The organism is Thiohalocapsa sp. ML1 (genome assembly GCF_001469165.1).
Classification (GTDB): Bacteria; Pseudomonadota; Gammaproteobacteria; order Chromatiales; family Chromatiaceae; genus Thiohalocapsa.
Genome location: NZ_JABX01000039.1, coordinates 1 through 24275, shown reverse-complemented (window position 1 = coordinate 24275; position 24275 = coordinate 1). Strand labels below are relative to the sequence as shown.

Sequence of the window (24275 nt, the reverse complement as noted above, 5' to 3'; positions counted from 1 at the left end):
GGGTTGCGATCCTCTCATCTGCCGATATGCTATGGCATATGTTGCTGGTGTTGGATACCGACGTGGTCGCCGCCGGCGTGATGAGCGCGACGGGCGCGTCGCGCTACCTGCTGGAGTCGGTGGGCCTCGGCGCGATTGCGGCCGCCGCGTCGGTGCCGCTGTTCCTGGAGTACGAAGCCGTGCTCAAGCGCGAGACGACGCTGCTGCGGGCCGGCGCCACGGTGCACGATATCGACACGATCCTGGATCAACTGGCCTCGGTGCTCGTCCGCGTCGACATTTGGTACCTGTGGCGGCCGCAGCTTCGAGACCGAGACGACGATATGGTGCTGGAGGCCGCGGCCAACGCCGGCGCCACACACCTCGTCACCTTCAACCTTCAGGATTTCGGTCCGGTTCCGATGCGCTTCGGCATCCAGACCTGCCGGCCGGCCGATGTTGCCCGCCGGCTGCGCGCCGGCTGGATTCATGAGGGGCCGATTCGATGACCCGCGCGAGCTGAGGCCCGAGCCCATGAGCAAGAGCAATTACCCACTGAAGGCACCCGCCAGCATCCTCGCCGCCGCCCGCCGTGCCGCGGCGCGCGACGGCGTCAGCCTGAACCAATTCATCAACACCGCGCTGGCCGAAAAGGTCGCCGCGCTCGCGGCCGAGGAGGTCTTCACCGAGCGTGCCGCCCGCGCCGACCAGGCCCGGTTCCTGGACGTGCTGCGCCGTATCGGCCCAGAGCCGCCGCGGCCCGGCGACGAGCTGCCGGCGGACTGACCCCGGGGACCGCCGGCTTTCAGCCGGCCCGCCCTCGTCGCGGCTCGATGCCGCGCCGAGGGCGTCGCGGCGGTTCGGCTTGGGCTGCGCGCCTTGGAGCAACACACCGCTCGCAGCGAGCCCGCGGCGGGTGCAGCCGGCTAGGCAGCCGGCGCTCCCGGGCATCGAGGCCGCGGCAGCCAACGCCGGCTGAAAGCCGGCGCTCCCGGTCAGCCGGCCCTCCCGGCGCGGCGACCGGGCTCAGGCCGCGGCGCCCTCCTGCTCCGCCGCCAGCCGCTTCAGGCCCGCTTCGCGCCGGCGGCGATAGGCCGAGAGACCCACGGCGCCCAGGCCGAGCAGGGTCAGGAGCGGGGTGGCGGGCACCGGTACATCCGTCGGCTGGCCGGTGTCGCCGACGGCGATGGACGCGCCGCTGTTGTCATAGGCCCATTCCAGGATGTTCATCGTCAGGGCACTCGGGGCCTGCCAGGCGAACGAGACCTTCACCCACGCATATTGGGTAGCGACGGTGCCCGTGTCGCCCTCGAAGCGCAGCCCCAGGTAACCGGTCGTGCCGTTGAAGAACGGGCCATTAGCACTGCCGATAAGATTGATGTACCAATCCGCGCCGCCATTAGAAAACCCACCTGATGCCAAGGTTGGGCCGACGACAAAACCAGGCGAGAGTTTAAGCGCCGCACCGCCGCTTGCAACAGTCGAGCCTGGGCCGGCGTTTGAATGGGATGCGAAGGCATAAAAGTAGCTCCCGGAAAAGTAGACGTCGCCCAAGAAGAGCCCCCAATCAGCATTGCCCGCGCCATCGAGATCAAGTTGCGGAGATGAGATACTGTCATTAACGGCGAAAGCGGTGCCAGTCGTATTATGCACGATGGCGCCCAGGGCATCCCCGCCGGCAAAGGCGAGCCCGCCGGCGGCGGCGGTGTAGCCCAGCACCTCCGCGGCGCCGGCCTTGCGGCGGCGACGCCCGGCGCGCTGGCCGTAGGCGCTGAGCTGGGTGTCGAGGGCGTCTGCGGCGGTGGTGTCGCCGGTGTCGCCGGTGGGTGCGGAGATCTGATGCATGCTATGGGTCCTGTGCTGGGATGGATGCTGTGTCGCGTCCGCTTTGGCGCGGGCTCGGATTTGGTGACCGAGCCGGCGCCAAGGCGTAGCGCCCAAAGCCACGCAACACACACGCCAGCATTCTTAGATTATTGTTTTATATTATTTTTTCTGGATTCGACCAGCACGACCGCCTGGCGCCGCGATGAACTTTACAGGGCGCTTTACACTCCGCGGGGGCTCGATGTCAGCCTTTTCCTTACAAAAAGCGCAGGGCTGCGCGGCACAGGCCGCAAGCGCTCAGCATTTTCCTGATTCTGTTCAAAGGTTTGCATGACACGACGAGCGGCGTCTTACTCAGTCCCTGACTGTAAAAAAGCTGACACCCGGACGACACGCGGCGGCGCATGGGGCTCTGCCTGCGACCACGCCGGCGACTAAAGTCGCCGTCCCCCAGGGCCGGATGAATCCGGCGTACCCAGGCGCCCCGCCCCACCTACACCGACTTCAGTCGCCCCACCCGGGTACGCCGACTTCAGTCGGCCTCTCCCGGGTACGCCGACTTCAGTCGGCCCCCCGGGTACGCCGACTTCAGTCGGCCCCTCCCGGGTACGCCGACTTCAGTCGCCCCACCCGGGTACGCCGACTTCAGTCGGCCTCTCCCGGGTACGCCGACTTCAGTCGGCCTCTCCTGGGTACGCCGACTTCAGTCGGCCTCTCCCGGGTACGCCGACTTCAGTCGGCCTCTCCTGGGTACGCCGACTTCAGTCGGCCCCCCGGGTACGCCGACTTCAGTCGGCCCCTCCGCGTACCCCGGCATCAGTCAGCGCCCCCACCCCATAGAATTCGATACCGCCGCGGCGCGGACGGGAATAATCTCGGCTCCACAATCACCCCGGAGTCCAGCCGTCCATGACCGACCGAGCCCGCTTGAGTTTGGGCGACGCCCAATATGAGTTTCCCGTCCTCGAGGGCAGCGAGGGCGAGCGCGCCATCGACATCCGCGACCTCCGCGCCAAGACCGGCCACATCACGCTGGACCCGGGCTACGGCAACACCGGCAGTTGCGAGAGCGCCATTACCTACATCGACGGCGAGCAGGGCATCCTGCGTTACCGCGGCATCCCCATCGAGCAGTTCGCCGCAGAGCCCAACTTCGTGGAGGTGGCCTGGCTGCTCATCTTCGGCGCGCTGCCGAGCGGGGACGAGTACACCAGCTTTGCCGCCGACCTGACCCGGCACGCCAACCTCGACGAGGGCATGAAGCACCATTTCGAGGGCTTCCCGCGCGCCGCCCCGCCCATGGCCATCCTGTCGGCCATGATCAACGCGCTGTCCTGCTTCTACCCGGAGCTGTTCGAGCTGGAGGACCCCGAGCGCTTCCGCGGCGCCGCCGCCCGGCTCATTAGCAAGATCCGCACCATCGCCGCCTATGCCTACCGGCACTCCCGCGGGCAGCCCTACATCTACCCGAATCCGCGCCTCAAGTACGTGCCGAACTTCCTGCACATGCTGTTCTCGGAGCCCTACGACGACTGCGCCTGCGACGAGAGCGTGATCCGCGCGCTGAACCTCGTGCTGATCCTGCACGCCGACCACGAGCAGAACTGCTCGACCTCTACCGTCCGCATGGTCGGCTCCAGCGGCGCGAACCTGTTTGCGTCCTGCGCGGCCGGCGTCTGTGCGCTGTGGGGCCCGCTGCACGGCGGCGCCAACGTGGAGGTGCTGGACATGCTGGAGCGCATCCACAACGGGCACCTGACCCCGGAGGCGTACGTGAAGCTCGCCAAGGACAAGGACACCAAGGTCCGGCTCATGGGCTTCGGGCACCGCGTCTACAAGAACTTCGACCCGCGCGCCAAGCTGCTCGGCGAGGTGGCCGAGGAGCTGCTCGCCCGGCTCGGCGTCGACGACCCGCTGCTCGACATCGCCCGGCGGCTGGAGGAGATCGCGCTCAGCGACCCCTACTTCATCGAGCGCAAGCTGTACCCGAACGTGGACTTCTACAGCGGCGTCATCCTGCGCGCCATCGGCATCCCGACCAACATGTTCACCGTCATCTTCGCCATCGGGCGCCTGCCGGGCTGGATCGCCCACTGGCGGGAGCAGCGCGCGGGCGGCAGCCGCATCGCACGGCCGCGACAGATCTACACGGGCAGCACCAGGGCCGACTACGTGCCGATGGCGGAGCGCGGCTGAGTTTGCGCGGTCAGACGTAGAGCGGCGCCATGCGCCGCCAGTAATAACCGCTGTGCGCGCGGCCGTCCCATTCGTGCCGCGCGTGCCGCACGCCCTTCTCCCACAGCACCCCGCTGATCCAGCGGTTGTTGTCGAGAAAGGGGTCCTCGCGGCCGATGACCAGCACGATGTCCATGCGTCGCAACTGATCGAGCCGCCACGGGCAGTGGAGGTTCGGCAGGTACTGCGCCGGCGTATGGAAATAGACGTTCTCGTCGCGCCAGCCGTCGAGCAGGTCGCGAAAGTGCTCGATACTCAGCGTCAGGTCATAACGCCCGGAGAAGGCGACCAGCTTCCGGAACAGATGCGGATGGCGAAACGCGATATTCGCGGCATGGAACGCACCCAAGCTCAGCCCGTGGGAGATGGTGCAGGGGTGCGGATTGCGCTGCTGCATCAGCGGCAGCACCTCGTTCAGCACATAGTCCTCGTAGGCGATGTGCCGCCGCACCCGGTCCGCCGGATGGCACCAGAAGCAATAGAAACTCTCCCAGTCGACGCTGTCCACGCACCAGAGCTGGAGCTGGCCCGCGTCGATCTTGTGCCGAAGCGCGGCGACCATGCGCAGGTCTTCGTACTCGTGGAAGCGTCCGTCGCGGGTTGGAAAAACCAGGACCTTGGCCCCCGCGTGGCCGAAGACCAGCAACTCCATATCGCGGCCCAGTCGGGGGCTGTGCCAGCGGTGATACTCGCGGTTCATCGTCGTCGCCAGTTCGCAGACACGGCGGCCGGGAGCCGGCTCCACCTTGAAAGCGCACAAGCATAGCCGGCGAATGTAACCCGCTGATGACAGCAGCGTCCACGGGCACTGTCAGCTCGCGAGCGGCGCGAAAAAGGTCGCGAGCGACTTGAGCAGCGCCGCTTCGCGCGCGGCCTGGCGCGGGTAGGGAAAGTGCCCGGCTGGCAGCACGAAGCGCACCTTCTCGCCCGGGATCGCGTTGTAGATCGCGAACTGCCCCGGCGGCGGCACCACCGGGTCGAACAGCGCCAGCGCCAAGTGCATGGGCTGGCGGAGATGACGCGCGGCGACGGCCGCGTCGTAGCAGCGCAGGGTCTCGGCCGCGTCCGGATGCGCCGCCACGAAGCGCTGCACGGCCTCGGCGCTGCCGATACAGGGCAGCGTCTGGCGCAGCGGATGATGGCCGAAGGTCGGCACGTTGAGGTGCCCCCGCGCGATGCGGGTCTCCCACGGCAGCGCGAGCGCCCCGATGCCGCCGCCGAAGCTGATGCCGAGATAGCCGATGCGCCCCGCCAGCCACGGGCAGAGCATGAGCAGCGCCGTCGTCGCGGTCCAGAGGTCCTCCACGCAACCACGCAGGATGTAGCGCTCCAGCTTGTCCAGGTCATGCAGCACATGCCAGTGCGGCTCGGTGGCGATGGGCGCGCGCGCGCTGCGGCAGAGCCCGCGGAAACAGGGCATCAGATAGGCGGCGTCGGCACGCGGCAGCGGAAAATCCGGGGCCTCGATGCCGCCGTAGCCGTGGCCGAGGATGAGGCCGAGCCGCGGCGAGGCGGCCTCGGGCAACAGCAGCCAGCCACGGATCGGAAAGCCGTCGGTGGTGCGATACTCGACGTCCAACACCCGAAACCCGGGCCGTCGCGCCGCACTCACGCGCACCTGCGGGGCAGGGTCGATGGCAAGGGCCGCGGCATACCGCGCCCGCCAGGTCTCGACGAAGCCCGCCGGCTCCGGCGGCGGGGCGATGGCGAGGAGACCGGCCAGGTCGTAGCCATAGCTCGGGTCGAAGGGGAAATCATGCTCGGGCATAGCGGGGGGTCACCAGCGGGATGCGCCGCGGCCCGCGGCCCGGCACGCAATGCGCTGATGATCCCCGAACGGCACGACACTGCCCAGCGCCGACGTGCCCGGCTGGCGTCGCCCGAGCCCGCTAAGCCGCGCCTGCAAGCCCCGCGCCCACGCTGCGGATGGTCGCGAGCAGCGCGTCGATGTCACCGGTCTTGCTCAAATAGGCACTGGCGCCGGCCTCGATCATCGCCGCGGCGCGGTCGGCCTCGTCGTACATCGACAACCCGATGATACCGACACCGGGCCAGCGCGCCTTGATCCGCCGCGTGGCCTCCAGCCCGTCAAGTCGCGGCATGGCGAAGTCCATCAGCACCACATCCGGCTGCAGGTGCTCCACGGCGTGCACCGCGTCCAGGCCATCGGCCGCCTCGCCGACGATGACCACGTCCGGCGCGTCCTCCAGGGTCGCGGCGAGCGCCCGGCGGACCATGGTGTGATCGTCCACCAGCAGCACGCGCAGCACGCCGTCGCCGGCAAGCGCGGGCTCGCCGTCCGGCACCGTCGCCGTCGCCGGCGTCGCGGGCAGATCGAGCGAGCGCTGCTCCGTCGCGCTGGGCCGCGGCACGCTGAGCGTCACCCGCGTACCCTGGCCGCACCGGCTGTCGATGACCACATGGCCACCGAGGGCATGCAGCCGCTCGCGCATCGAAAACAGCCCGAAGCCGGCGGGTGACGCGGCGCCGGAGTCCTGCGCGGCGGCGTCGAAGCCGACGCCGTCGTCCTCGATGCGCACGCAGAGCCAGCCATCGCCGGGCTCGGAGACGGCCACCGACGCGTGGCTGCACTGCGCGTGCTTCACGGTATTGAGCAGCGCCTCACGCACGCCATCGAAGACCAGGCTGCGCAGATCCTCGGGCAGCGGCGCAACGGGCTGCGGCAGGTCCAGCCGGACCTCAAGCCCGTAGCGTTCCCGCATGCGCCGCGTCAGCCAGTCGAGCGCCTCCGCCAGGCCCGCCTCATGCAGGATCAGCGGCGCCAGGTCGGCCACCAGGGTGCGGGACACGTCGATGGCCTCCTTCAGCGCGTCGGCGACGTCGGCAAAGGTGGCCGCGAGGTCGGCACACTCGGGCTGTCCCTTCGCGGCACGCCCGATGCGCTCGAAGCCGAAGCTCGCCCCCACCAGGAGCTGCTGCAGCTCATCGTGCAGCACCTTGGCGAGGCGCTTGCGCTCGCGCTGCTCGGTGAGCGTGAGCTGCGAGGCGAGCCGCGCGAGCTGCTCGCCGTGCCGTTCCAGCTCCAGGTGCGACGCCTTGAGCGCCGCCTCCGCCGCCTTGCGCTCGGTGATGTCGAGGCTCGCGCCGACGACGCCGCCGGGCTCGCCATCGGCGCCGAAGAAGGGCCGCACGAAGGACTCGAGCCAGCGCCACTCGCCATCCGCGCGGCGCATGCGGCACTCCCCATGGAAGGGCTGCCGCGCGGCACGCTGCGCTTCGAAGGCCGCCAGGTAGGCGTCCCGGTCATCGGGGTGCAGCCCGCCCTGCCAGCAGGCCTTGACGCCGACGGGGGCGGGCAGCCCGAAAAAGTCGCGGCAGGCGCGATTGGCAAAGCCGGGCTCATTGCCCGCCTCCTGCAGCCAGATCATCAGCGGCAGCTCATCGGCCATGGTGCGAAAGCGCCGCTCGCTCTCGGCCAGCCGCTCGGCCCGCCAGCGGCTAATCTGCTGCTGGCGGCGCAGCGTCAGCAGATTGCGGCAGCGCGCGCGGCATTCGTGCTCGTCGATGGGCCGGTTCAGAAAGTCCGTGGCGCCCGCGTCCAGCGCCCGATAGCGGACGCCGCGCTCGTCCACCACCGTGACGACGACGATGGGCACGTCGCCGAGATCGGGCAGCTCGCGCACGCGGCGGATGAAGCTGATGCCGTCCATGCCCGGCATCAGATAGTCGGTGAGGATTAGGTCGGGGGTGCGCGCCTCAATGGCGGCCAGCGCCGTTGGCGCGTCCGCAAACACCAGCACGTCCAGGTCGCGCTCGACGGTGTGGATCAGCCGCTCCAGCACGCGGCGGCCCGTGCTTTGGTCATCCACGATGACGACGAGCTCGCGCGGGCCGGGGTCGGCCAGCGTCGACGCGCCGGTCAGGGGCAGAGGGCGATGGTCGCTGTCTCGATGCATCGTAGAGCGGCCGGGGCCGCGAGCAAGTCTTCCTGGGGACGCTAACCGCTCGGCCAGGGCGGAACCATCAGACGGAACCGACAATGCGGTGTCCGAAGCGCCTAGGTCTCGGCCGTCGCATGGCCGATGCTTGTATTGCGGCATCCCGTCACACATGGCATTGCCTAAGGGCCCGCCCGTGGCGTCGTTGAGGCCATCAGCCCGCGCGCAGGGATCGCACCGATCGGGGCCGAGACCAGAACTAAAGGTTTAGTCCCTTCTGCACAACGTAAGAAACGCCCACCCGCCCAGCAGCGGAAGCGGGGAGACGAGCGACATGATGACTCTCTATTGCGGTGGAGGCTGTCTTAAGTCGCCATCGGGGAACTGCCTAAGGCAAAGGCAACGGCGGAAACGAACGCGGCCGAGGCTGGCTCGCCGTCGGACCAAAGGGCCGAGGGCCGAGGGCCGAGGGCCGAGGGCCGAGGGCCAAGGATGTCTCCCTTGGCCCTCGGCCCTCTTGCCCGAACCGGGCCCAGAAGCCGAGCCCGGTGGCTGAAGGAGCCGAAGCCCGAAAATCTCAGGCCTCGATCAGCTCGCGGTAGGCATACCAGCTACCGTAGCCGAGCAGCGGAAAGATCAGGGCCATCGCCAGAAAGGCGCTCAGCGCGCCGAGCAGCATCAGGCCCACCACCACGCCGGCCCAGGCAAGCATCGGCCGCGGATTGGCAGCCACCGCCCGCCAGCTCGCGTGCGCCGCCGCAACGGGGCCCGCGTCCCGATCGACGATCAGCGGCACGGCGATGACACTCGACACGAACACGCCCCCCGCCAGCAACGCCCCACTGACGAGGAGGAAGAGCGTCATCAGCGGGTCGGCACCACCGCCCAGGGCGGTCACGTAGCCGGCCGACGTCGGCGCCAGCGCCGTGACCTTGATCGCGAACAGCACCACCGTCGCCATCATCCAGGTCGCCACCACGAAGATCAGCAACAGCCCGAACAGCGCCAGGCTGGAGCGGCGCTGGCCGTCGAGCGCGAAGCTCCGCCAGATGCCGGTGGCCTCACCCGCGTGGTGCTGGCGCGCGTTCACGTGCAGGCCGGCCGCCAGGAAGGGGCCGAGCAGCAACAGCGCAATGATGAACTTCACCGTCAGCCCCGGCATTGCCTGGCTCATCAGCACCACGCCGAAGCCCACCGCCGCGCAGAGACCGCCGTAGAACAGGCTCACCCCCGGCGCCCGCCCCACGGCGGCCCAGCCCTCGCGCAGCCAGCGCATGGCAGCGCCGGGCTCCACTTGCCGAATACGCAGATCGTTTGCGTTGACACTGTCGCGATGCCCGTCGAACGCGGCAATGTCGGTCTGCTGATTGGTGCTCATGGTCGACTTACTCCAGATCTGTTGCAAAGGTGTCTGTTGCAAAGGTGTCTGTTGCAAAGGTGTCTGTTGCAAAACTCGGCGGCGGCGGCCCGACGACACCCCGCGAGCCGTCCTCAGCCCGCAACCGTGCCCACGCAACCGCCCTGCCGCCCTGTAAGCACAGTATTCTGCTCAGCCTTAAATATAAGTACATCAGAATTTACTGATGTATCGATTGAGTTTTCCGCACCCGCCCGCCACGCCGCGTGGCTCCGGCGTCCAGCCGGAGGGAGCCCGCTGTCCCGTGGTTCCGGCTTCCAGACGGACCCACGGGCATCCCCCCGACCCGAGCACCCCGGAGCCGCGGCCGCCCAGCCATCCCCAACTACAGAAGCGCAAGCATCCAGGCATTATCGGTCTTGAAAAGTCTGCGTTATCCTGTCCGCAACTGCCTCATCTTGGTCTCCCTGTATGCTAGCTGCCAACACTGAGGCCAGATCCTCACCATCAAGGAAGCCGGGGAGCACCTGCAGTTGACCGAGCGCACCATCTACCGCGTCGCCGGCACCAAGAAGATCCCCGCCTTCAAGGTCGGCGGGACCTCGCGCTTTTCTCGTGCGGACATCGACGAATGGATCAGGCGCCAAAGTGGCGAGCAATCCGACGATCACATGGGAAAGCAAGGATAGGAAGCCACTCGTCATGCTCCCACGACTAAAGCAACTGCTCGACGAGGTCGCGCCCCTGCATAGCAAGCTGATCCTGCTGATCGGGCCGCCCGGCTGCGGGAAGACCGCATTGCTCTATAGCCTCGCCGAGCAGGCCAGCGCCTCGGTGATGAATCTCGGACTGGAGCTAGGGACGCGGCTCGCCAAGCTCCCCAACAAACAACGCCGACTCCAGGCCGGTCACCTCCTGCGCGACATCGCGGACGAGCATGCCAGCGGCGACCTGCTTCTGGTCGACAACATCGAGCTGCTGTTCGACAGCACGCTTACGATCAACCCGCTCGACCTACTCAAGCGCCTGGCCCACGCCCGGCGTGTCGTGGCGGTATGGCCCGGGGAGCATCGACAAGGTAGCGGCGCGCCGCGTCTCACCTACGCCGAGACCAGCCATCCGGAGCACCGGGACGACGCCCTCGATGGCGTCGTCCCCTTTTACATCCAGACCTAAAGCTCAGCATCAGAGGAAGACGAGGACCGCATGCGCTACGGAGATCTCATCCAGTTCGAGCCGATCGAGAAGACGATCGAATTGCGACACATCAAACGTCCGGGAGAGGGAAAAAAGCTCCTCTCAACCTACGTCATCTCCGACGAGATGGCAGAGCGCATCGCAAGGGTAATGATCCCACAGCTCTCGTTCGACGTTGACGTCGACCACCAGGGCTTGCTCGTTGTTGGAAACTACGGCACCGGCAAATCGCACCTGATGTCGGTACTCTCACTGGTCGCGGAAGACGCTGCCTACCAGCCCATGCTGCGCCACCCCAAGGTGGCCGAGGCAGCCAACAGTATCGCCGGCAAATTCAAGGTGCATGGCTTCGAGATCTCCAGCGAGATGCCGCTGCGAGAGATGGTCACAGGTGAGCTGACTCGGTTCCTGGATCAGATTGGTGTGGCGTTTGACTTCCCGCCGGCGGACCAGGTCGTCAACAACAAGGCCGCGTTCGAGGCCATGATGGCCGCGTTCAACGAGGTCTACCCGGACCACGGCGTCCTGCTCGTCGTCGACGAGCTCCTCGACTACCTGCGCTCCCGTAAGGACCACGCGCTGGTGCTCGATCTCTCCTTCCTGCGCGAGATCGGTGAGGTCTGCAAACACCTGCGCTTCCGCTTTGTCGCCGGCGTGCAGGAGGCAGTCTTCGACAGCAGTCGGTTCGAGCACGTCGCCGACAGCCTGCGGCGCGTCAAGGACCGCTTCACCCAGGTCCTGCTCGCCCGAGCGGACGTAAGCTTCGTGGTGTCTGAGCGGCTGCTCAAGAAGACGGCCGATCAGCACCAGAGAATCCGCGGCTATCTGACCCCGTTCGCGCGCTTCTACGGCAACATGAACGAGCGCATGGACGAATACGTCCGCCTGTTCCCGGTGCACCCCGACTACATCGGCACCTTCGAGCGACTGGTCTTCACCGAGAAGCGTGGCGCCCTGGTCACCATCCGGGACCAGATCCAAGCCATCCTGGACAGCGAAGTCCCCGACGATCGCCCCGGCCTGATCGCCTACGACAGCTTCTGGGAGACCGTCACCACCAACTCCGTTCTGCGCTCCGATCCCTCGATCGGACCGGTGATCAAGGTCTCCGAGGTCCTCACCGGACGGATCAAACAGGCATTCACCCGCCCCGCATTCAAGCCGATGGCGCTGCGCCTGATCGCGGCCCTGTCCGTCCACCGACTCACCACGGGCGGTGACATCTACGTGCCGATCGGCGCCACCGCGGCGGAGCTGCGCGACACCCTCTGCCTCTTCCACCCCGGATTCGAGGACATGGGCGGCGAGCCCGCATCTGACCTCCTAGTGCAGGTCGTGACCTGCCTGCGCGAGGTCCTGAAGACCGTCAACGGCCAGTTCATCTCCAAGGCCCCCGGCACGGAGCAGTACTACCTCGACCTCAAAAAGGACATCGACTACGACGCCCAGATCGACACCCGCGCCGATGCGCTGTCCGACGACGCCCTGGACCGTGCCTACTTCAGCGCCATCCTCCAACTCATGGAACGTCGAGACGAGACCACCTACATCTCCGGCTTCCAGATCTGGCAGTACCAGATCGAGTGGCAGGAGCGCCGCGTCGAGCGCATCGGCTACCTCTTCTTCGGCGCGCCCAACGACCGGCCGACGGCTCAGCCGCCGCGGGACTTCTACATCTACTTCATCCAGCCCTTCGAGCCGCCGCGCTTCCGCGACGAGCATCTGTCCGACGAGGTGTTCTTCCGGCTGAAGGGGCTCGACGACGACATCACGCGCAGCTTGCGCAGCTACGCCGCCGCGCTGGATCTCGCGGCCACGGCCAGCGGCAACGCCAAGTCCATCTACCTCTCCAAGGCACAGGACGCCCTGCGCGCCATGAGCAAATGGCTCCAGGAGAAGCAGATGACGGCCATGGAGGTCAGCTACGGCGGCAAGAGCAAGCCGCTGCAAGACTGGGGCCGCGGAGTCTCCATGCGGGACAAGGCCCGGCTCGGCTCGGATGAGCGCATCAACTTCCGCGACGTGGTCAACGTCGTCTCCGGCCTCGCCCTTGGGCAGCACTTCTCCGACCTTGCCCCTGAATACCCGGCGTTCTCGCTCCTGCTCACCGAGATCAACCGCAAGCAGTATGTTGGAAGCGCGCTACGCTGGCTCGCCGGCGGCTCCCGCACCAAGGACGCGGTCGCCGTGCTGGATGCATTGGAGATGCTGGACGGCGACCGCATCGAACCGGCCCGCTCCCGCTATGCCCAGGAGGTCCTGAATCGACTCCAGGCCAAGGGGCACGGCCAGGTCGTCAACCGCGGCGAGCTGCTCAGCGGGACGACCGACATCGAATACTTCGCTCCGGTCAAGTTCCGCCTGGAGCCGGACCTGCTGGTGGCCGTGCTCGCCGGCCTCGTCTACTCCGGCGACATCGTCCTGGCCATCACCGGCGACAAGATTGACTCGGGCAAGCTCTCCCTCCTCGCCGAGCGGTCATTGGACGATCTGAAGGGCTTCAAGCACATCGAGGCCCCCAAGGAGATCAACGTCTCCGTGCTGCGCGCCCTGTTCGAGGCACTGGGCTTGCCGACCGGTCTCGCCCAGATGGCCACCCAGGGCAAGGAAGAGCCGGTCAAGGAGCTGCAAAAGGCCGTCTCCGAGCAGGTCTTCCGCCTGCTGACCGCCGGCACCGACCTACAGAGCCGCCTCAGCTTCTGGGGACAGCCCCTGCTGCGCGATGACGAGCTGGCCGACTGGCATCAGCGGCTCGCGGCGCTCAAGACCTTCCTCGAGAGCCTCCAGCCCTACAACACCGTCGGCAAGCTCAAGAACTTGCGCGTCACCCAGGCCGACGTCGACACCCAGAAGAATAACTTGGGAGTTCTCGCCCAGGTCGAGCGCCTCCGCGATCTGGTCGCCGACCTCGGCACCACCGCGGCCTATTTGTCCCAGGCCGAGATGGTTCTCGACAGTGGTCACCCCTGGACGCAGAACGCCCAGGCCGCCCGCAGGTCGATCCTCGACAAACTGTCGCAAGACCGCACGGCGCAACATGCCGCGGAATACCGGCAACGGCTCGCCGCGCTCAAGAAGGATTATGTCGCGGCCTACGTGACCAGCCATGCGAAGGCCCGGCTCGGCGTCTCCGAGGACAAAACCAAGTCCGCGCTGCGCAAAGACTCGCGTCTCGTCACCCTGCGCGCGCTGGCCGCGATCTCCCTGATGCCGACCGGCCAGCTCACCACCTTCGAGGACAAGCTCGACAAGCTCAAGAGCTGTGCTGCGCTCATCGAGTCCGAGCTAACCGCGAGCCCGGTCTGCCCGCACTGCAATTTCAGGCCCGCCAACGAGCAACGCGAGCTGCTCCCCGCGGCCAATGTGCTCAAGGGCTTCGACGACGAGCTGGACGCCCTGCTCACCGCCTGGCAACAAACCCTGCTGGACAACCTGGACGACCCCATTACCCAGGCCAACTTCGACCTGCTCCAGGCGGGACAGCGCGATCAGATCCAGGGGTTCCTCGCCAAGAGAACGCTGCCCGACTCGGTGACGCCGGGCTTCATCAGCGCGGTGCAGGAGGCGTTATCCGGGCTCGAGAAGATCATCGTCAGCGCAGACGACATCAAGCAGGCCCTGCTGTCGGGCGGGTCCCCTGCGGCGCCGGACGAGTTGCGCAAGCGCTTCGAGTCGTTCCTCAGCGAGCGGTGCAAGGGGAAGGACACGAGCAAGCTGCGGTTCGTGGTGGAATGAACCATGACGGGTCCACAATGATGCAAAGGCGGCTTCCATGCTGAACTCCATCGAGTTGATCGACTTCAAGAATCACGTCGCCACCAAGATTCGGCTGCAACGCCTGACCTTGTTGGTTGGGCCCAACGGGGCGGGCAAGACCAGCGTGTTGCAGGGCATCGCACTCGGTGCAGCGGCGCTCCGCGACTCTCGTGCAATCGCGCCTGGAGGGTCCGACGCAGCTCTTGCCCGGCGTGGATCGCCGGGCTATCGCCTGTCGTTTGCTGGCGACGCCCTGCCTGACGCCGGCAACAACGCTGGGCCAATCCCTTGGGTGCTCGACGTCAGCTCCACCGACGCGGTGAGCTTTCGTCTAGGAGGTCGGAAAGCTGATCTCGGCGATCGCGATGGAAGGTTGTTTGCTGATCCGCCACTAGTGCAAGAAGCAAGAATCGCTGTCGGCCCGGCGCGGCTCCTCCGCCTGGATGCACCGCGCCTTGCCGCCCCGAGTTTTCTCGGTTCGGTCGATGCCAAGCTAGGCCACGACGGCTCAGGCCTGGCATCCACGATTGCCCACCTGATGACCTACGAACGCGAGCGCTTCTTAGCCCTCGAGCAGCAACTGATCGAACTCGTGCCGAGCGTAGTTTCGATCCGGGTTCGCCGTGTTGAGATGAACCGTCCTACGCGCGGAACCTCCACGACGCAAGCCGGAAGGCTGCTGGCACTCCTCGACGACAAGGAGGACGCCGATCACGAGCTGGTCATCGGCGACGAGCTGGTCTTGGATACGCGCTCCGGCAAGGAACTGCCCGCAGCCGCCCTCAGCGAAGGCACCCTGATCCTGCTCGGACTGCTCACGTTCCTGACCGAGCGCGAGCCGCCTCGACTCCTGCTCATCGACGATCTCGACCGCTCCCTGCACCCGCGCGCCCAGACGCAGCTGATCGATGTGCTCCGCAAGACCCTGGATCAGCACGCGGGCCTTCAGATCGTCGCCACCAGCCACTCCCCGTACCTCATTGATGAGCTTAACGATGACGAGGTCTGGGTGCTGAATCTTCGCGACGACGGCACCGCCGCCGCCGCCTGTCTGGCCGACCACCCCGATGCCGAGCGTTTCCGCGGTGTGCTGCGAACTGGCGAGTTTCTGACCTCCGTCGGGGAAGACTGGGTTATTAGTCCCACCAACTCGGACAAGGGAGATGCCGATGCGGCTGGTACTGATCGTTGAGGACCGCGCGGATGCCGAAGCCGCGAGCATGCTCGCTGATCGCGTCTTCATCGAAGGCGATGCGGGCTGGATCGACGCCGAGACGCTTCCGAGTCTACGCGAATGGACAGGGATCGAGCCAGAGACGCGATACACCCGCTGGGTGGGCTTAGGCCAACTTGCCACTCGGCATCGCATCAAGGCCCATGGCCGTGGACTCGGACCTGACGGCGCTGCGGCGCGAAAGGCGCTGCTACTGGTGATTCAGACACACGCGCAAGACGACAACATCCAGGCCCTCGTGCTGGTGCGCGACATGGACAACCAGCCCGAGAGGCGCGCAAGCATGGAATCCGCGCGCGCCGAGCTTGCGGATAAGCTCGCATTTCAAGTGGCCATCGCCGCACCCGACCCGAAACGCGAAGCCTGGATACTTCACGGCTTCGAGCCCCAGAACGACAACGAGACGACCCTGCTAGCGGATCAACGCAAGACGCTGGGATTCGATCCCGTTACCAATCCGGAACGGCTCCGCGGCGACCGTCGCAAGAACGCCGACCAGGCGGATCGAGACATGAAATTGGTCATCGAGCGCCTGACCCACTGCGAATACGAACGGGAGCTTCAGTGTTTGGAGACCACGCTGCTGTCAGTGCTGAGAGAACGCGGACAGGCAACCGGCTTGACTGCCTATCTGGCGGAAGTTGAAACACGGCTCTTGCCGCTGCTGGACCCTGGCGCGTCCGCAGGCACGGCCGTCGGATTGGATGCATGAACACGCCAGCACCACGGAAACTCGCGCGGCGCCTGACCGTACAAGCCTTGCTTGCACCGCTCCGAGAAGGCGGTCACGTGTTCGGCCTAGCGGAACATCTACGCCCCAGGTTTCGCCCGGAAGACCACGACGCCGGGCTTGCGCAACAAGGTGTTGCCACTCCTTCGAGCACGCGCAGGCAGACTGAACAAGTCACTGAACAAGTCGTGCCAGAAGGCACTGCACAAGTGGGGCCACTTGTGCAGTTGACGGACGTGCAGTGGACCATCGTCGAGCACGCCGACACGCCGCGCACACTCAACGAGCTGCTGGACATCACGGGCTACGAGCAACGCCCGCACTTCAAGGCGCAACACCTGGAGCCGCTGCTGGACGGCGGCGTGCTGCGGATGACCGTACCGGATAAGCCGACTTCTTCCAAACAACAGTACGTGTTGACCGACAACGGCTTGACGCTCAAGGCACTGCGCGGAAAGACACCGGCACGCGACGACCAACAAACGGACTGACCACCATGGCATCCACTCCATCCCTGTTCGACGACGAGCCGCTGTTTTCTGGACCCGTTGAATGTCTCGGCCAGACGTTCCCGAACGACGACGCCCGTCGCGAGCACTATCTCGCCATTCTGCGCGAGAAGCTAAAGGACCCGGCTTTCCGCAAGATCGAAGGATTCCCGATCGGGAGCGATGAGGACATCCTCGCGCTGTCAGACCCACCTTACTACACGGCCTGTCCGAATCCGTTTATTGAGGATTTCATCAAGCACTACGGGACTCGATACAATCCGGATGTTCCTTACAGCAAGGAGCCTTACGTGGCTGATGTCAGCGAAGGCAAGAACGACCCGATCTACAACGCGCATAGTTACCACACCAAGGTCCCGCACAAGGCCATCATGCGGTACCTCTTGCATTACACGCAACCAGGTGACTTGGTCTTTGATGGATTCTGCGGAACGGGGATGACTGGTGTTGCCGCTCAACTTTGTGGTGATCGCTCTGTTGTAGCATCGCTCGGATATCGAGTCGAAGCCGACGGCCAGATCCTTGCCCCAGAGCAGACTGACGGAGAATCCGTATGGCGGCCGATTGCACGGCTAGGAGCGCGTCGAGCGCTGCTCTCGGATCTGTCGCCTGCGGCCACCCTGATTTCATACAACTATAATACGCCAACGGATTTGGCCGTTTTTGACATGGAAGCGAGAAAGATTCTATCTGAAGTAGAATCAGAGTACGGCTGGATGTACCAAACCCTTCACGACCCCACTGATGCTCAGATCGCCGCTGCGCTAGATGAAATTGAACGGGATACTATTCCAGATCTTACAGTGGCCGGCGTTGTTGCAAAGATTGCATACACGATATGGTCTGACGTCTTCAGCTGCCCGGAATGCGCTGAAGAAATCGTGTTCTGGGATGTGGCAGTAAACCAGGAAGCCAACGAGATTCGCGAAGAATTTCTTTGCCCTCAATGCTCTGCCGCGCTGTCTAAGAAACTCTTAGAGAGAACTTGGGTTCGCGCTCACGACAAATCCACTTCCAGCACCACTCGGCTAGCGAAACAAGTACCAGTACTGATCAACTATCGCATTGGCCGGAAAGGATTCTTCAAGAAACCGGACCGAGCTGATCTCGCGCTTTTTGATCGAATTGAAAAGACTGATATTCCCCACTGGTTTCCTACAGATGCCTTGCCAGCCGGCGACAAGATGGGAGAGCCGTTGCGTGTAGGTATTACGCACGCTCATCTTTTCCATACGAAAAGAGACCTGGCAGTCATCGCTGCGTTCTTGGATCGTGCCGAGCGCGCGCAGTCTTCCCGCTTACTGAAGCTCTGCATAACAAGCCTATTGGTCTATGCGTCTAAGGCGAGTCGTTGGCGTTTAGAGAACAAAAGTGGTCCGCTCTCGGGAACATGGTATATATCCTCGACAGTAATGCCTCTCGATGCGATGACGATCTTACCGAACCGAATAAGACGTCTAGCTAAAGCTAAAGCTTCCGTGCCGACCTTTCGCGCCGGTGATGTTATCGTAAGCTGCGTGAGTAGCACGCACCTCACGAACGTTGGTGGCAATTCGGTAGATTACCTCTTCTTGGACCCTCCATTCGGGGCAAATTTAATGTATTCGGAGCTGAGCTTCCTATGGGAAGTCTGGCTGCGCGTCAAAACAGCGATTAGCTCGGAAGCGATCGCGAACAAGTCGCAGAACAAATCCCTTGACGAGTATCGGCGGCTAATGACCCTTTGTTTTTTAGAGGCATTCCGCATCTTGAAACCGGGTCGATGGATGACGGTGGAATTTTCGAACACACGGGCAACCGTGTGGAACGGTATTCAAACAGCATTGCAGGAAGCGGGATTCGTGGTCGCGAACGTAGCAGCCTTGGATAAAAAACAAGGAAGTTTCAAGGCGGTCACAACCACAACTGCTGTCAAACAGGATCTTGTCATTTCCGCCTACAAACCCAACGGCGGCCTCGAAGAGCGCTTTGCCAGATCTGGTGGCAGCGAGGAATCCGCCTGGGACTTTGTCCGCAGCCACTTAAGGTACTTGCCAACCGTCAAGCTTCAACATGGCCAGTTGGAACAAGTCGTAGAACGCGAGCCTCGAATCATTTTTGATCGACTCGTCGCCTGGTTTGTCCGTCACAGTTTTCCTGTCCCCCTGTCCAGCCAAGAGTTCCAAGCAGGACTCACCCAGCGTTTCGCCGAACGTGACGGCATGGTCTTCCTGTCCGATCAGGTCACGGAGTACGACAAGAAGCGTCACCAGATCGCCCGCGCGCCGCAGATGGAGCTTTTCATCGCCGATGAGCGTTCGGCAATTGACTGGCTGACAGATTTTCTGAAAAAGCGGCCGTCCACCTACCAGGAGGTGCACCCCGAGTTCATCCAACAGCTCGGCGCCGGCTGGAAGAAGCACGAGGCAAAGCCCGAGCTGTCCGACCTGCTCGAAGCCAATTTCCTGTGCTACGACCCGAAGTCCAAGGACGGCTACGAGGTGCCGCCTCAGATTCACAGTTACCTGTCCACGAACTGGGCGGACATGCGCAACCTGGACAAGACCGACGAGCGCCTCAAGAAAAAGGCAACCGGCCGCTGGTACGTGCCGAACCCTAACAAGGCGCGAGACCTCGAGATGGTCCGGGAGAGAGCGCTGCTCAAGGAATTCGAGACCTATCGCGCGCACAAGGGACGGCGGCTGAAGGTCTTCCGCCTGGAGGCCATGCGGGCAGGTTTCCGCAACGCTTGGGCGAACAAAGACTACGCGACCATCATCGCGGTCGCGAAGAAGGTTCCGGAAGAGGCGCTTCAGGAAGACGAAAAGCTGTTGCTCTGGTATGACCAAGCCCTGACACTGAGCGAGACGGGCGGCTAAGCCGCCCAACGGAGGCCCTTATGCTGCAAGCCATCGAAGCCGAGGTCAGCCCTGACGGGAAGGTGACCCTGCTGGAGCCGGTGCATTTGGCGCAGCGGTCCCGTGCCGTGGTGACCATCCTCGCGCCAATCGACGAGACCGCCCCGAAGCGCGGTTCTGCCGCGGCACTGCTCGGCGTCCTTGATAGCCCCGAGTTCGCCAGCGCAAAACCCGGTGATCCGGACCGCATGGAGCGCGAGATCGCCGCGAATCGGGATGCCTGGGGCGACTAGCCGGATGGACAAGGTCTATCTCGACTCCTGCCTCGTGATCTACTTGGTCGAGCGGCATCCACGCTTCCACGGTCCCTTGCGTGCGCGCCTCGCGGAGACGACCGATGCCACCTTTTGCGTGTCGGCGCTCACCCGACTGGAGGTCCTGACACGTCCACTGCGCGAGCATGACGACCCATTGGTCCGACGCTACGAGTCTTTTCTCGGGGTGCAGGAGCAATTGGCGCTCGACGACGACATCGTCAACGCGGCTTTGAACTGGCGGGTCTCAGGCCTGAAGACCCCGGATGCCTTGCATGTCGCGCTGGCGAAACGGTACGCGTGCACCGCCTTCTGGACCAACGACGATCGTTTAGCAAAGGCGGCCCCCGGTTGGAGCGAGAATGCGCTGAAGGATGTCGGACCATGAGATCGTCCTATCTCGAGGTGACGTTCCGCCACGGACGCCCATTGACAGCCTACCTGTACCTCCCGCGTTCGCCCGGTGACAGGAGCGACCATGTCGAGCGGTCCGGTTCCGGACTTCTGGTGGATTACACCGCCGACGGTAAGCCGATCGGCATCGAGATCACCGCGCCTGCGCAGGTCAGCATCACGGAACTGAATCGCGTTCTTGGCCGTCTGCATGCGCCAGCCGTGATCAACGAGGACATCGCGCCGCTGCGCGCGACCTGAGCTCGGCACGCCACCCCTCATGTCGCCCCTCAAGTTTCCCCCCAAGGCTCTGGGCTGCTGCGCAAAGCCATGCGACGCGGCCGGCCCGGCAGCGGCGGATGGGTCGGAATGATGAGCGAGGCATTCAAGGTCGGCGACTGGTGTCGGCACACGCGCCACACGACACCGTGCCGGATCATCGACCGGCAGTCGATCTGGAACGAGACGGTGTTTCGGGTCTGGCTGCCGACCAAGGACGCCGTCATCCGCGCCAGGGCGTCGGACCTGGCGCCGCTGGCCAGCCTCGCACCGACCGAGAACGAGATCCTGCATACGGCGGCAGCGGCCAAGCTTAAGGATGCGCTGGAAGACAACCTGCTGCTGGCGCCGATCCAATCGAGCGTCGTGCCCCTACCCCATCAGTTGCATGCCTTGAACAAGGCGATGTCCGCGGAGCGCATCCGCTACCTGTTGGCGGACGAGGTCGGGCTGGGCAAGACCATCGAGGCCGGGCTGATCCTGCGGGAGCTGAAGCTCCGCGGGATGGTGCGGCGCGTGCTGGTGGTGGCACCGAAGAGCCTGGTGCGTCAGTGGCAGGCGGAGATGCGCCTGCACTTCGGCGAGTCGTTCCGGTTGATCGAACCCGCCGAGCTCGCCGCGCTTCGCTCCTTCGTCTCGTCGGCCGTGCCGGGGGACCGATCCGGTGCCGGGGAGCGGGATGACAACCTCTGGTTGATGCACGATCAGGTCATCTGCTCCATCGACTTAGGTCTTGTCCGCTCGAAGGTCGGCGAGGCTGGAGCCTGGAGCGGTTGGCAACCTACAACCGGGAGCGCTTCGAGGACCTGGTCGCCGCATCCTGGGACCTGGTGATCGTGGACGAATCCCATCGCCTCGGCGGTAGCACCGAGCAGGTGGCGCGCTACAAGCTCGGCGCCGCGCTGGCCGAGGCGGCGCCCTATCTGCTGCGGATCGAAGCCACACCCCACCAGGGCAAGACGGACCACTTCCTGCGCTTGATCCAGTTCCTGGATCGGGATGCCTTCCCGGACGAGGGCAGCATCACCCGTGATCGCGTACGACCATTCGTGATCCGCACCGAGAAGCGCGAGGCCATCGATGCCGAGGGTCAGCCGCTGTTCAAGCCACGCATGACGCGGCTTCAGGCGGTGACCTGGCAAGCGCGGCACGCCGCCCAGCAGCGTCTCTACGAGGCGGTGACGGACTATGTTCGCCATGGCTACAACCAGGCCATGGCCACCCAGCAGCGGCATATCGGATTCCTGATGATCCTGATGCAGCGCCTGGTGACATCGAGCACGGCGGCGATTCGCGCGACGCTGGAGAAGCGGCTGGAGGCGCTGAACGCGCCGTCGCCCCAGGCTTCGCTGTCGCTGTTCGAGGATGAGACAGATCCGGAGCAGTGGGCAGAGCTGGACGGCCAGTCTCAGGCCGACATGGCGGTGCAGACGGCCGTCGAGACCCGGGACGGCCTGGCACGCGAGAAGTCCGAGGTCGAGATGCTGCTCGACCTGGCGCGCGAGACCGAAGCCGCCGGCACCGACGCCAAGGCCGAGGCCCTGCTGGAGCTGATCTACGGGCTCCAGCAAGCCGAGTCCGATCCAACCGTCAAGGTGCTGGTCTTCACCGAGTTCGTGCCGACACAACGCATGTTGGCGGATTATCTCGAAGGGCGCGGTTTTACGGTCGCCCTGCTCAACGGCAGCATGGACCTGGATGCCCGAACCCAGGCCCAGCTTTCCTTCTCGCAGGACGCGCAGATCCTGATCTCGACCGACGCCGGCGGCGAGGGCCTCAACCTCCAGTTCTGCCACGTCGTGGTCAACTTCGACATGCCTTGGAACCCGATGCGCATCGAGCAGCGGATCGGCCGCGTGGATCGCATCGGCCAGCAGCATGTGGTGCGGGCGACCAACTTTGTGCTCGAAGAGACCGTGGAGTACCGGGTGCGTCAGGTCCTGGAGGAGAAGCTCGCGGTCATCGCCAAGGAGTTCGGCGTGGACAAGGCCGCGGATGTGATGGACTCGGTGGAGGCGGAGCCCTGGTTCGACGAGCTGTTCGTCAAAGGGATCACGGACCCGGACTCCGTCGACCAGCAGTGCGAGGCGGTGGTGACGCAGATCCGGGAGAAGGTCGCGGAGTCGCGCCAAGGCAGCGACCTGATCACCGAGGAGACGTCAGAAGGGCAACGGTTCTCCGCGGAGGAGGCCCGGCAGTGGCGGGATCATCCAGCGCAGTTCTGGCTTGAGCGCACGATCACCGCCGGACTCCCCGTCCGCGGCGGCGAGGCTGTCCAGGAAGGGGAACACTGGCGCATCCGCTGGCTGGACGGCAGCGAGTCGGCGCGGGCCTGCTTCGATGCCCGGACAGCCGTTGCCCGGCCGGAGCTGGAGTGGATCACGCTGGAGGACGCGCGCGCCCGCGCACTCTTGTGTGGACAGGGGGCCGAGCTGCCGCGCTGTATCGCGGGGCAGCCGATTCCGCGGGTGCGGATCTCTGGGCTGCCGGAGACGGTCACCGGCGTCTGGTCGCTGTGGGAGCTCTCGCTATCCGCGGACACCTTCAGCCGCAAGCGCTTCCTGCCCATCTTCGTCAACGATGACGGGCGGGCCTTCCTGCCCACCGCCCGGCGCATCTGGGATCTCCTGCTCACCGAGCGCATGGAGATCGTGGAAGCTCTGGCCCCAGCCGACTCGCAGCATTGGGACCAGTCGCTCGCGGCGGCGACCGTCCAAGGCGAGCAGCACATCCAGGAGCTGATGGAGCTGCACCGCACGCGCCTTAAGGAGGCGCGCGAACGTGCCCGTTACGCCTTCGAGGCCCGAGATCAGGCGATTGGCCGGATCGGTCTGCCAGCCGTGCGGGCCTATCGCCGCCGGCGTCTCGAGCAGGAGCACAAGGAGCGGATGGCCACCCTCGATGCCGCGGAGACCAGCCTCCCGGACCTCAACGCCATCATGATGCTCCGCGTTGGACCTGGCTTTGCCTCGGAATCGGTCGCTGCGGCAGGTGCATCATGATCGCGCTGGAACCTCTGCTCGACCGGATCATTGCGGATAACCCGCTCGCCGCGGTTCCCCAGGGACTCTTCCACTTCGGGATCCGCAGCTATCCGAACATCGCGCTACGTGAGGCGTTGCTGAACGCCTTCATCCATGCGGACTACCGCATCCACGGCCCAATCCCGGTCAAGCAGTTCAAGCACCGCAGCGAGCTCGGCGCCTGCGCGATGCCATTGATGTTCCATTTCTCGCAAAGATTGGCGCAGCGATTGGGAGGGTGCCAATCTGAAGCCACTCGCCGCATCCTATGCGCGTCCTATGCGGCCGCCGATAGGCGCAACATGGCTCGGCGGGAAACGTCAGGCGAGCACGCCCCGAACCGCGGCGCCGCGGGCGACCGCTCACATCGACATCAACCAGACCGACAAGCTTCTGCAGAGAGTGCAACATGGGCCTTGATCATCACTCCGACCAGCGCGCGGGGGCTGCTACGGAGCGCGGCGGCTGTAGGGCCGAGGGCCGAGGATGGCTCCCTCGGCCCGCGGCCCTCGGCCCTCGGCCCTCGGCCCTTCCCCCAGGTGTCGTCGTACACTTGACTCATCTGCAAACTCTCAAACTGAGGTATGCCCGACAAGCGGGCTCGAGACCGCGCCGGCGCCGACTGGGAGCGCCGGCTTTCAGCCGGCTTCGCGTGCCGGGGGCTCGATGCCCCCGGCGCGCGATCTGCGGCGCGGGAGCGGGGCGG

General features: G+C 65.2%; 21 protein-coding genes. 16 read left to right on the top strand and 5 right to left on the bottom strand.

All coding sequences use genetic code 11. The features are described 5' to 3' along the window. The first annotated feature begins 38 nt into the window (after positions 1-38). Positions 39-488 carry a putative toxin-antitoxin system toxin component, PIN family gene (locus ML01_RS20365; RefSeq protein ID WP_058557230.1) on the top strand — a complete coding sequence of 150 codons (450 nt, stop codon included), beginning with the start codon at positions 39-41 and terminating at the stop codon, positions 486-488. Positions 489-513: 25 nt separating this feature from the next. Beyond that, positions 514-765 carry a hypothetical protein gene (locus ML01_RS20360; protein WP_058557229.1) on the top strand — a complete coding sequence of 84 codons (252 nt, stop codon included), beginning with the start codon at positions 514-516 and terminating at the stop codon, positions 763-765. A 240-nt stretch (positions 766-1005) separates the two neighbouring features. Here ML01_RS20360 and ML01_RS20355 read toward each other — a convergent pair whose 3' ends face one another. Further along, positions 1006-1824 carry a PEP-CTERM sorting domain-containing protein gene (locus ML01_RS20355; protein WP_058557228.1) on the bottom strand — a complete coding sequence of 273 codons (819 nt, stop codon included), beginning with the start codon at positions 1822-1824 and terminating at the stop codon, positions 1006-1008. Positions 1825-2715: 891 nt separating this feature from the next. On the opposite strand from ML01_RS20355, the gene ML01_RS20350 reads away from it, so the two are divergent. Then, a complete protein-coding gene (locus ML01_RS20350; RefSeq protein ID WP_058557227.1) occupies positions 2716-4002 on the top strand; it encodes a citrate synthase in 1287 nt (428 codons plus the stop codon). Positions 4003-4012: 10 nt separating this feature from the next. On the opposite strand, the gene ML01_RS20345 is transcribed toward ML01_RS20350, so the two are convergent. The 4 genes from ML01_RS20345 to ML01_RS20330 form a co-directional block, all read right to left on the bottom strand. Next, positions 4013-4741 carry an esterase family protein gene (locus ML01_RS20345; RefSeq protein WP_058557226.1) on the bottom strand — a complete coding sequence of 243 codons (729 nt, stop codon included), beginning with the start codon at positions 4739-4741 and terminating at the stop codon, positions 4013-4015. 111 nt (positions 4742-4852) lie between these two features. After that, positions 4853-5809 carry an acetylxylan esterase gene (locus ML01_RS20340; protein ID WP_058557225.1) on the bottom strand — a complete coding sequence of 319 codons (957 nt, stop codon included), beginning with the start codon at positions 5807-5809 and terminating at the stop codon, positions 4853-4855. A gap of 121 nt (positions 5810-5930) precedes the next feature. Then, positions 5931-7958 carry a response regulator gene (locus ML01_RS20335; protein WP_058557224.1) on the bottom strand — a complete coding sequence of 676 codons (2028 nt, stop codon included), beginning with the start codon at positions 7956-7958 and terminating at the stop codon, positions 5931-5933. Between the two features lie 559 nt (positions 7959-8517). After that, positions 8518-9318 carry a DUF2189 domain-containing protein gene (locus ML01_RS20330; RefSeq protein ID WP_058557223.1) on the bottom strand — a complete coding sequence of 267 codons (801 nt, stop codon included), beginning with the start codon at positions 9316-9318 and terminating at the stop codon, positions 8518-8520. A gap of 476 nt (positions 9319-9794) precedes the next feature. Between ML01_RS20330 and ML01_RS20325 the strand changes: the two genes are divergently transcribed. The 13 genes from ML01_RS20325 (at position 9795) to ML01_RS20275 (ending at position 24126) form a co-directional block, all read left to right on the top strand. Then, complete coding sequence (locus tag ML01_RS20325; protein WP_058557222.1) at positions 9795-9986, top strand: helix-turn-helix domain-containing protein; 192 nt, start codon at positions 9795-9797, stop codon at positions 9984-9986. Positions 9987-9999: 13 nt separating this feature from the next. After that, a complete protein-coding gene (brxF, locus tag ML01_RS20320) occupies positions 10000-10473 on the top strand; it encodes a BREX-3 system P-loop-containing protein BrxF (protein ID WP_058557221.1) in 474 nt (157 codons plus the stop codon). A 30-nt stretch (positions 10474-10503) separates the two neighbouring features. Continuing rightward, positions 10504-14229 carry a DUF6079 family protein gene (locus ML01_RS20315; RefSeq protein ID WP_058557220.1) on the top strand — a complete coding sequence of 1242 codons (3726 nt, stop codon included), beginning with the start codon at positions 10504-10506 and terminating at the stop codon, positions 14227-14229. A gap of 37 nt (positions 14230-14266) precedes the next feature. Beyond that, the gene (locus ML01_RS20310) at positions 14267-15442 is read left to right on the top strand and encodes an AAA family ATPase (protein WP_058557219.1); all 1176 of its coding nucleotides are present in this window, start codon (positions 14267-14269) and stop codon (positions 15440-15442) included. After that, entirely contained in the window at positions 15420-16196 is a 777-nt protein-coding gene (locus ML01_RS20305) for a hypothetical protein (RefSeq protein ID WP_058557218.1), read from the top strand. Before ML01_RS20310 ends, ML01_RS20305 begins: the two co-directional genes overlap by 23 nt. Continuing rightward, positions 16193-16705, top strand: a complete 513-nt coding sequence (locus ML01_RS29105; RefSeq protein WP_156427880.1) for a Fic family protein — start codon at positions 16193-16195, stop codon at positions 16703-16705. The genes ML01_RS20305 and ML01_RS29105 overlap by 4 nt, the downstream gene beginning before the upstream one ends. A gap of 5 nt (positions 16706-16710) precedes the next feature. Next, a complete protein-coding gene (locus ML01_RS20295) occupies positions 16711-19581 on the top strand; it encodes a DNA methyltransferase (RefSeq protein WP_058557216.1) in 2871 nt (956 codons plus the stop codon). A gap of 20 nt (positions 19582-19601) precedes the next feature. Further along, positions 19602-19853 carry a hypothetical protein gene (locus tag ML01_RS20290; RefSeq protein ID WP_058557215.1) on the top strand — a complete coding sequence of 84 codons (252 nt, stop codon included), beginning with the start codon at positions 19602-19604 and terminating at the stop codon, positions 19851-19853. Between the two features lie 4 nt (positions 19854-19857). Beyond that, entirely contained in the window at positions 19858-20262 is a 405-nt protein-coding gene (locus ML01_RS20285; RefSeq protein WP_058557214.1) for a PIN domain-containing protein, read from the top strand. Then, positions 20259-20528 (top strand): DUF2283 domain-containing protein, encoded by a 270-nt coding sequence (locus ML01_RS29100; protein ID WP_156427879.1) that lies wholly within the window; start codon positions 20259-20261, stop codon positions 20526-20528. Before ML01_RS20285 ends, ML01_RS29100 begins: the two co-directional genes overlap by 4 nt. 111 nt (positions 20529-20639) lie before the next feature. After that, entirely contained in the window at positions 20640-21380 is a 741-nt protein-coding gene (locus tag ML01_RS30780; RefSeq protein WP_254045334.1) for an SNF2-related protein, read from the top strand. Next, positions 21320-23548 (top strand): DEAD/DEAH box helicase, encoded by a 2229-nt coding sequence (locus tag ML01_RS20280; protein WP_254045333.1) that lies wholly within the window; start codon positions 21320-21322, stop codon positions 23546-23548. The genes ML01_RS30780 and ML01_RS20280 overlap by 61 nt, the downstream gene beginning before the upstream one ends. After that, entirely contained in the window at positions 23545-24126 is a 582-nt protein-coding gene (locus ML01_RS20275; protein WP_058557213.1) for a hypothetical protein, read from the top strand. Before ML01_RS20280 ends, ML01_RS20275 begins: the two co-directional genes overlap by 4 nt. The last annotated feature ends 149 nt before the right edge of the window (positions 24127-24275 follow it).

What these genes read in the sequence shown, in the direction of transcription:
- ML01_RS20330 (WP_058557223.1), bottom strand. Translation starts at nt 9,318, where the DNA reads ATGAGCACCAATCAGCAGACCGACATTGCCGCGTTCGACGGGCATCGC.
- ML01_RS30780 (WP_254045334.1), top strand. Translation starts at nt 20,640, where the DNA reads ATGAGCGAGGCATTCAAGGTCGGCGACTGGTGTCGGCACACGCGCCAC.
- ML01_RS29100 (WP_156427879.1), top strand. Translation starts at nt 20,259, where the DNA reads ATGAGATCGTCCTATCTCGAGGTGACGTTCCGCCACGGACGCCCATTG.
- ML01_RS20340 (WP_058557225.1), bottom strand. Translation starts at nt 5,809, where the DNA reads ATGCCCGAGCATGATTTCCCCTTCGACCCGAGCTATGGCTACGACCTG.
- ML01_RS20345 (WP_058557226.1), bottom strand. Translation starts at nt 4,741, where the DNA reads ATGAACCGCGAGTATCACCGCTGGCACAGCCCCCGACTGGGCCGCGAT.
- ML01_RS20305 (WP_058557218.1), top strand. Translation starts at nt 15,420, where the DNA reads ATGCGGCTGGTACTGATCGTTGAGGACCGCGCGGATGCCGAAGCCGCG.
- ML01_RS20335 (WP_058557224.1), bottom strand. Translation starts at nt 7,958, where the DNA reads ATGCATCGAGACAGCGACCATCGCCCTCTGCCCCTGACCGGCGCGTCG.
- ML01_RS20365 (WP_058557230.1), top strand. Translation starts at nt 39, where the DNA reads ATGTTGCTGGTGTTGGATACCGACGTGGTCGCCGCCGGCGTGATGAGC.
- ML01_RS20290 (WP_058557215.1), top strand. Translation starts at nt 19,602, where the DNA reads ATGCTGCAAGCCATCGAAGCCGAGGTCAGCCCTGACGGGAAGGTGACC.
- ML01_RS20285 (WP_058557214.1), top strand. Translation starts at nt 19,858, where the DNA reads ATGGACAAGGTCTATCTCGACTCCTGCCTCGTGATCTACTTGGTCGAG.
- ML01_RS20315 (WP_058557220.1), top strand. Translation starts at nt 10,504, where the DNA reads ATGCGCTACGGAGATCTCATCCAGTTCGAGCCGATCGAGAAGACGATC.
- brxF (WP_058557221.1), top strand. Translation starts at nt 10,000, where the DNA reads ATGCTCCCACGACTAAAGCAACTGCTCGACGAGGTCGCGCCCCTGCAT.
- ML01_RS20360 (WP_058557229.1), top strand. Translation starts at nt 514, where the DNA reads ATGAGCAAGAGCAATTACCCACTGAAGGCACCCGCCAGCATCCTCGCC.
- ML01_RS20355 (WP_058557228.1), bottom strand. Translation starts at nt 1,824, where the DNA reads ATGCATCAGATCTCCGCACCCACCGGCGACACCGGCGACACCACCGCC.
- ML01_RS20275 (WP_058557213.1), top strand. Translation starts at nt 23,545, where the DNA reads ATGATCGCGCTGGAACCTCTGCTCGACCGGATCATTGCGGATAACCCG.
- ML01_RS20350 (WP_058557227.1), top strand. Translation starts at nt 2,716, where the DNA reads ATGACCGACCGAGCCCGCTTGAGTTTGGGCGACGCCCAATATGAGTTT.
- ML01_RS29105 (WP_156427880.1), top strand. Translation starts at nt 16,193, where the DNA reads ATGAACACGCCAGCACCACGGAAACTCGCGCGGCGCCTGACCGTACAA.
- ML01_RS20310 (WP_058557219.1), top strand. Translation starts at nt 14,267, where the DNA reads ATGCTGAACTCCATCGAGTTGATCGACTTCAAGAATCACGTCGCCACC.
- ML01_RS20295 (WP_058557216.1), top strand. Translation starts at nt 16,711, where the DNA reads ATGGCATCCACTCCATCCCTGTTCGACGACGAGCCGCTGTTTTCTGGA.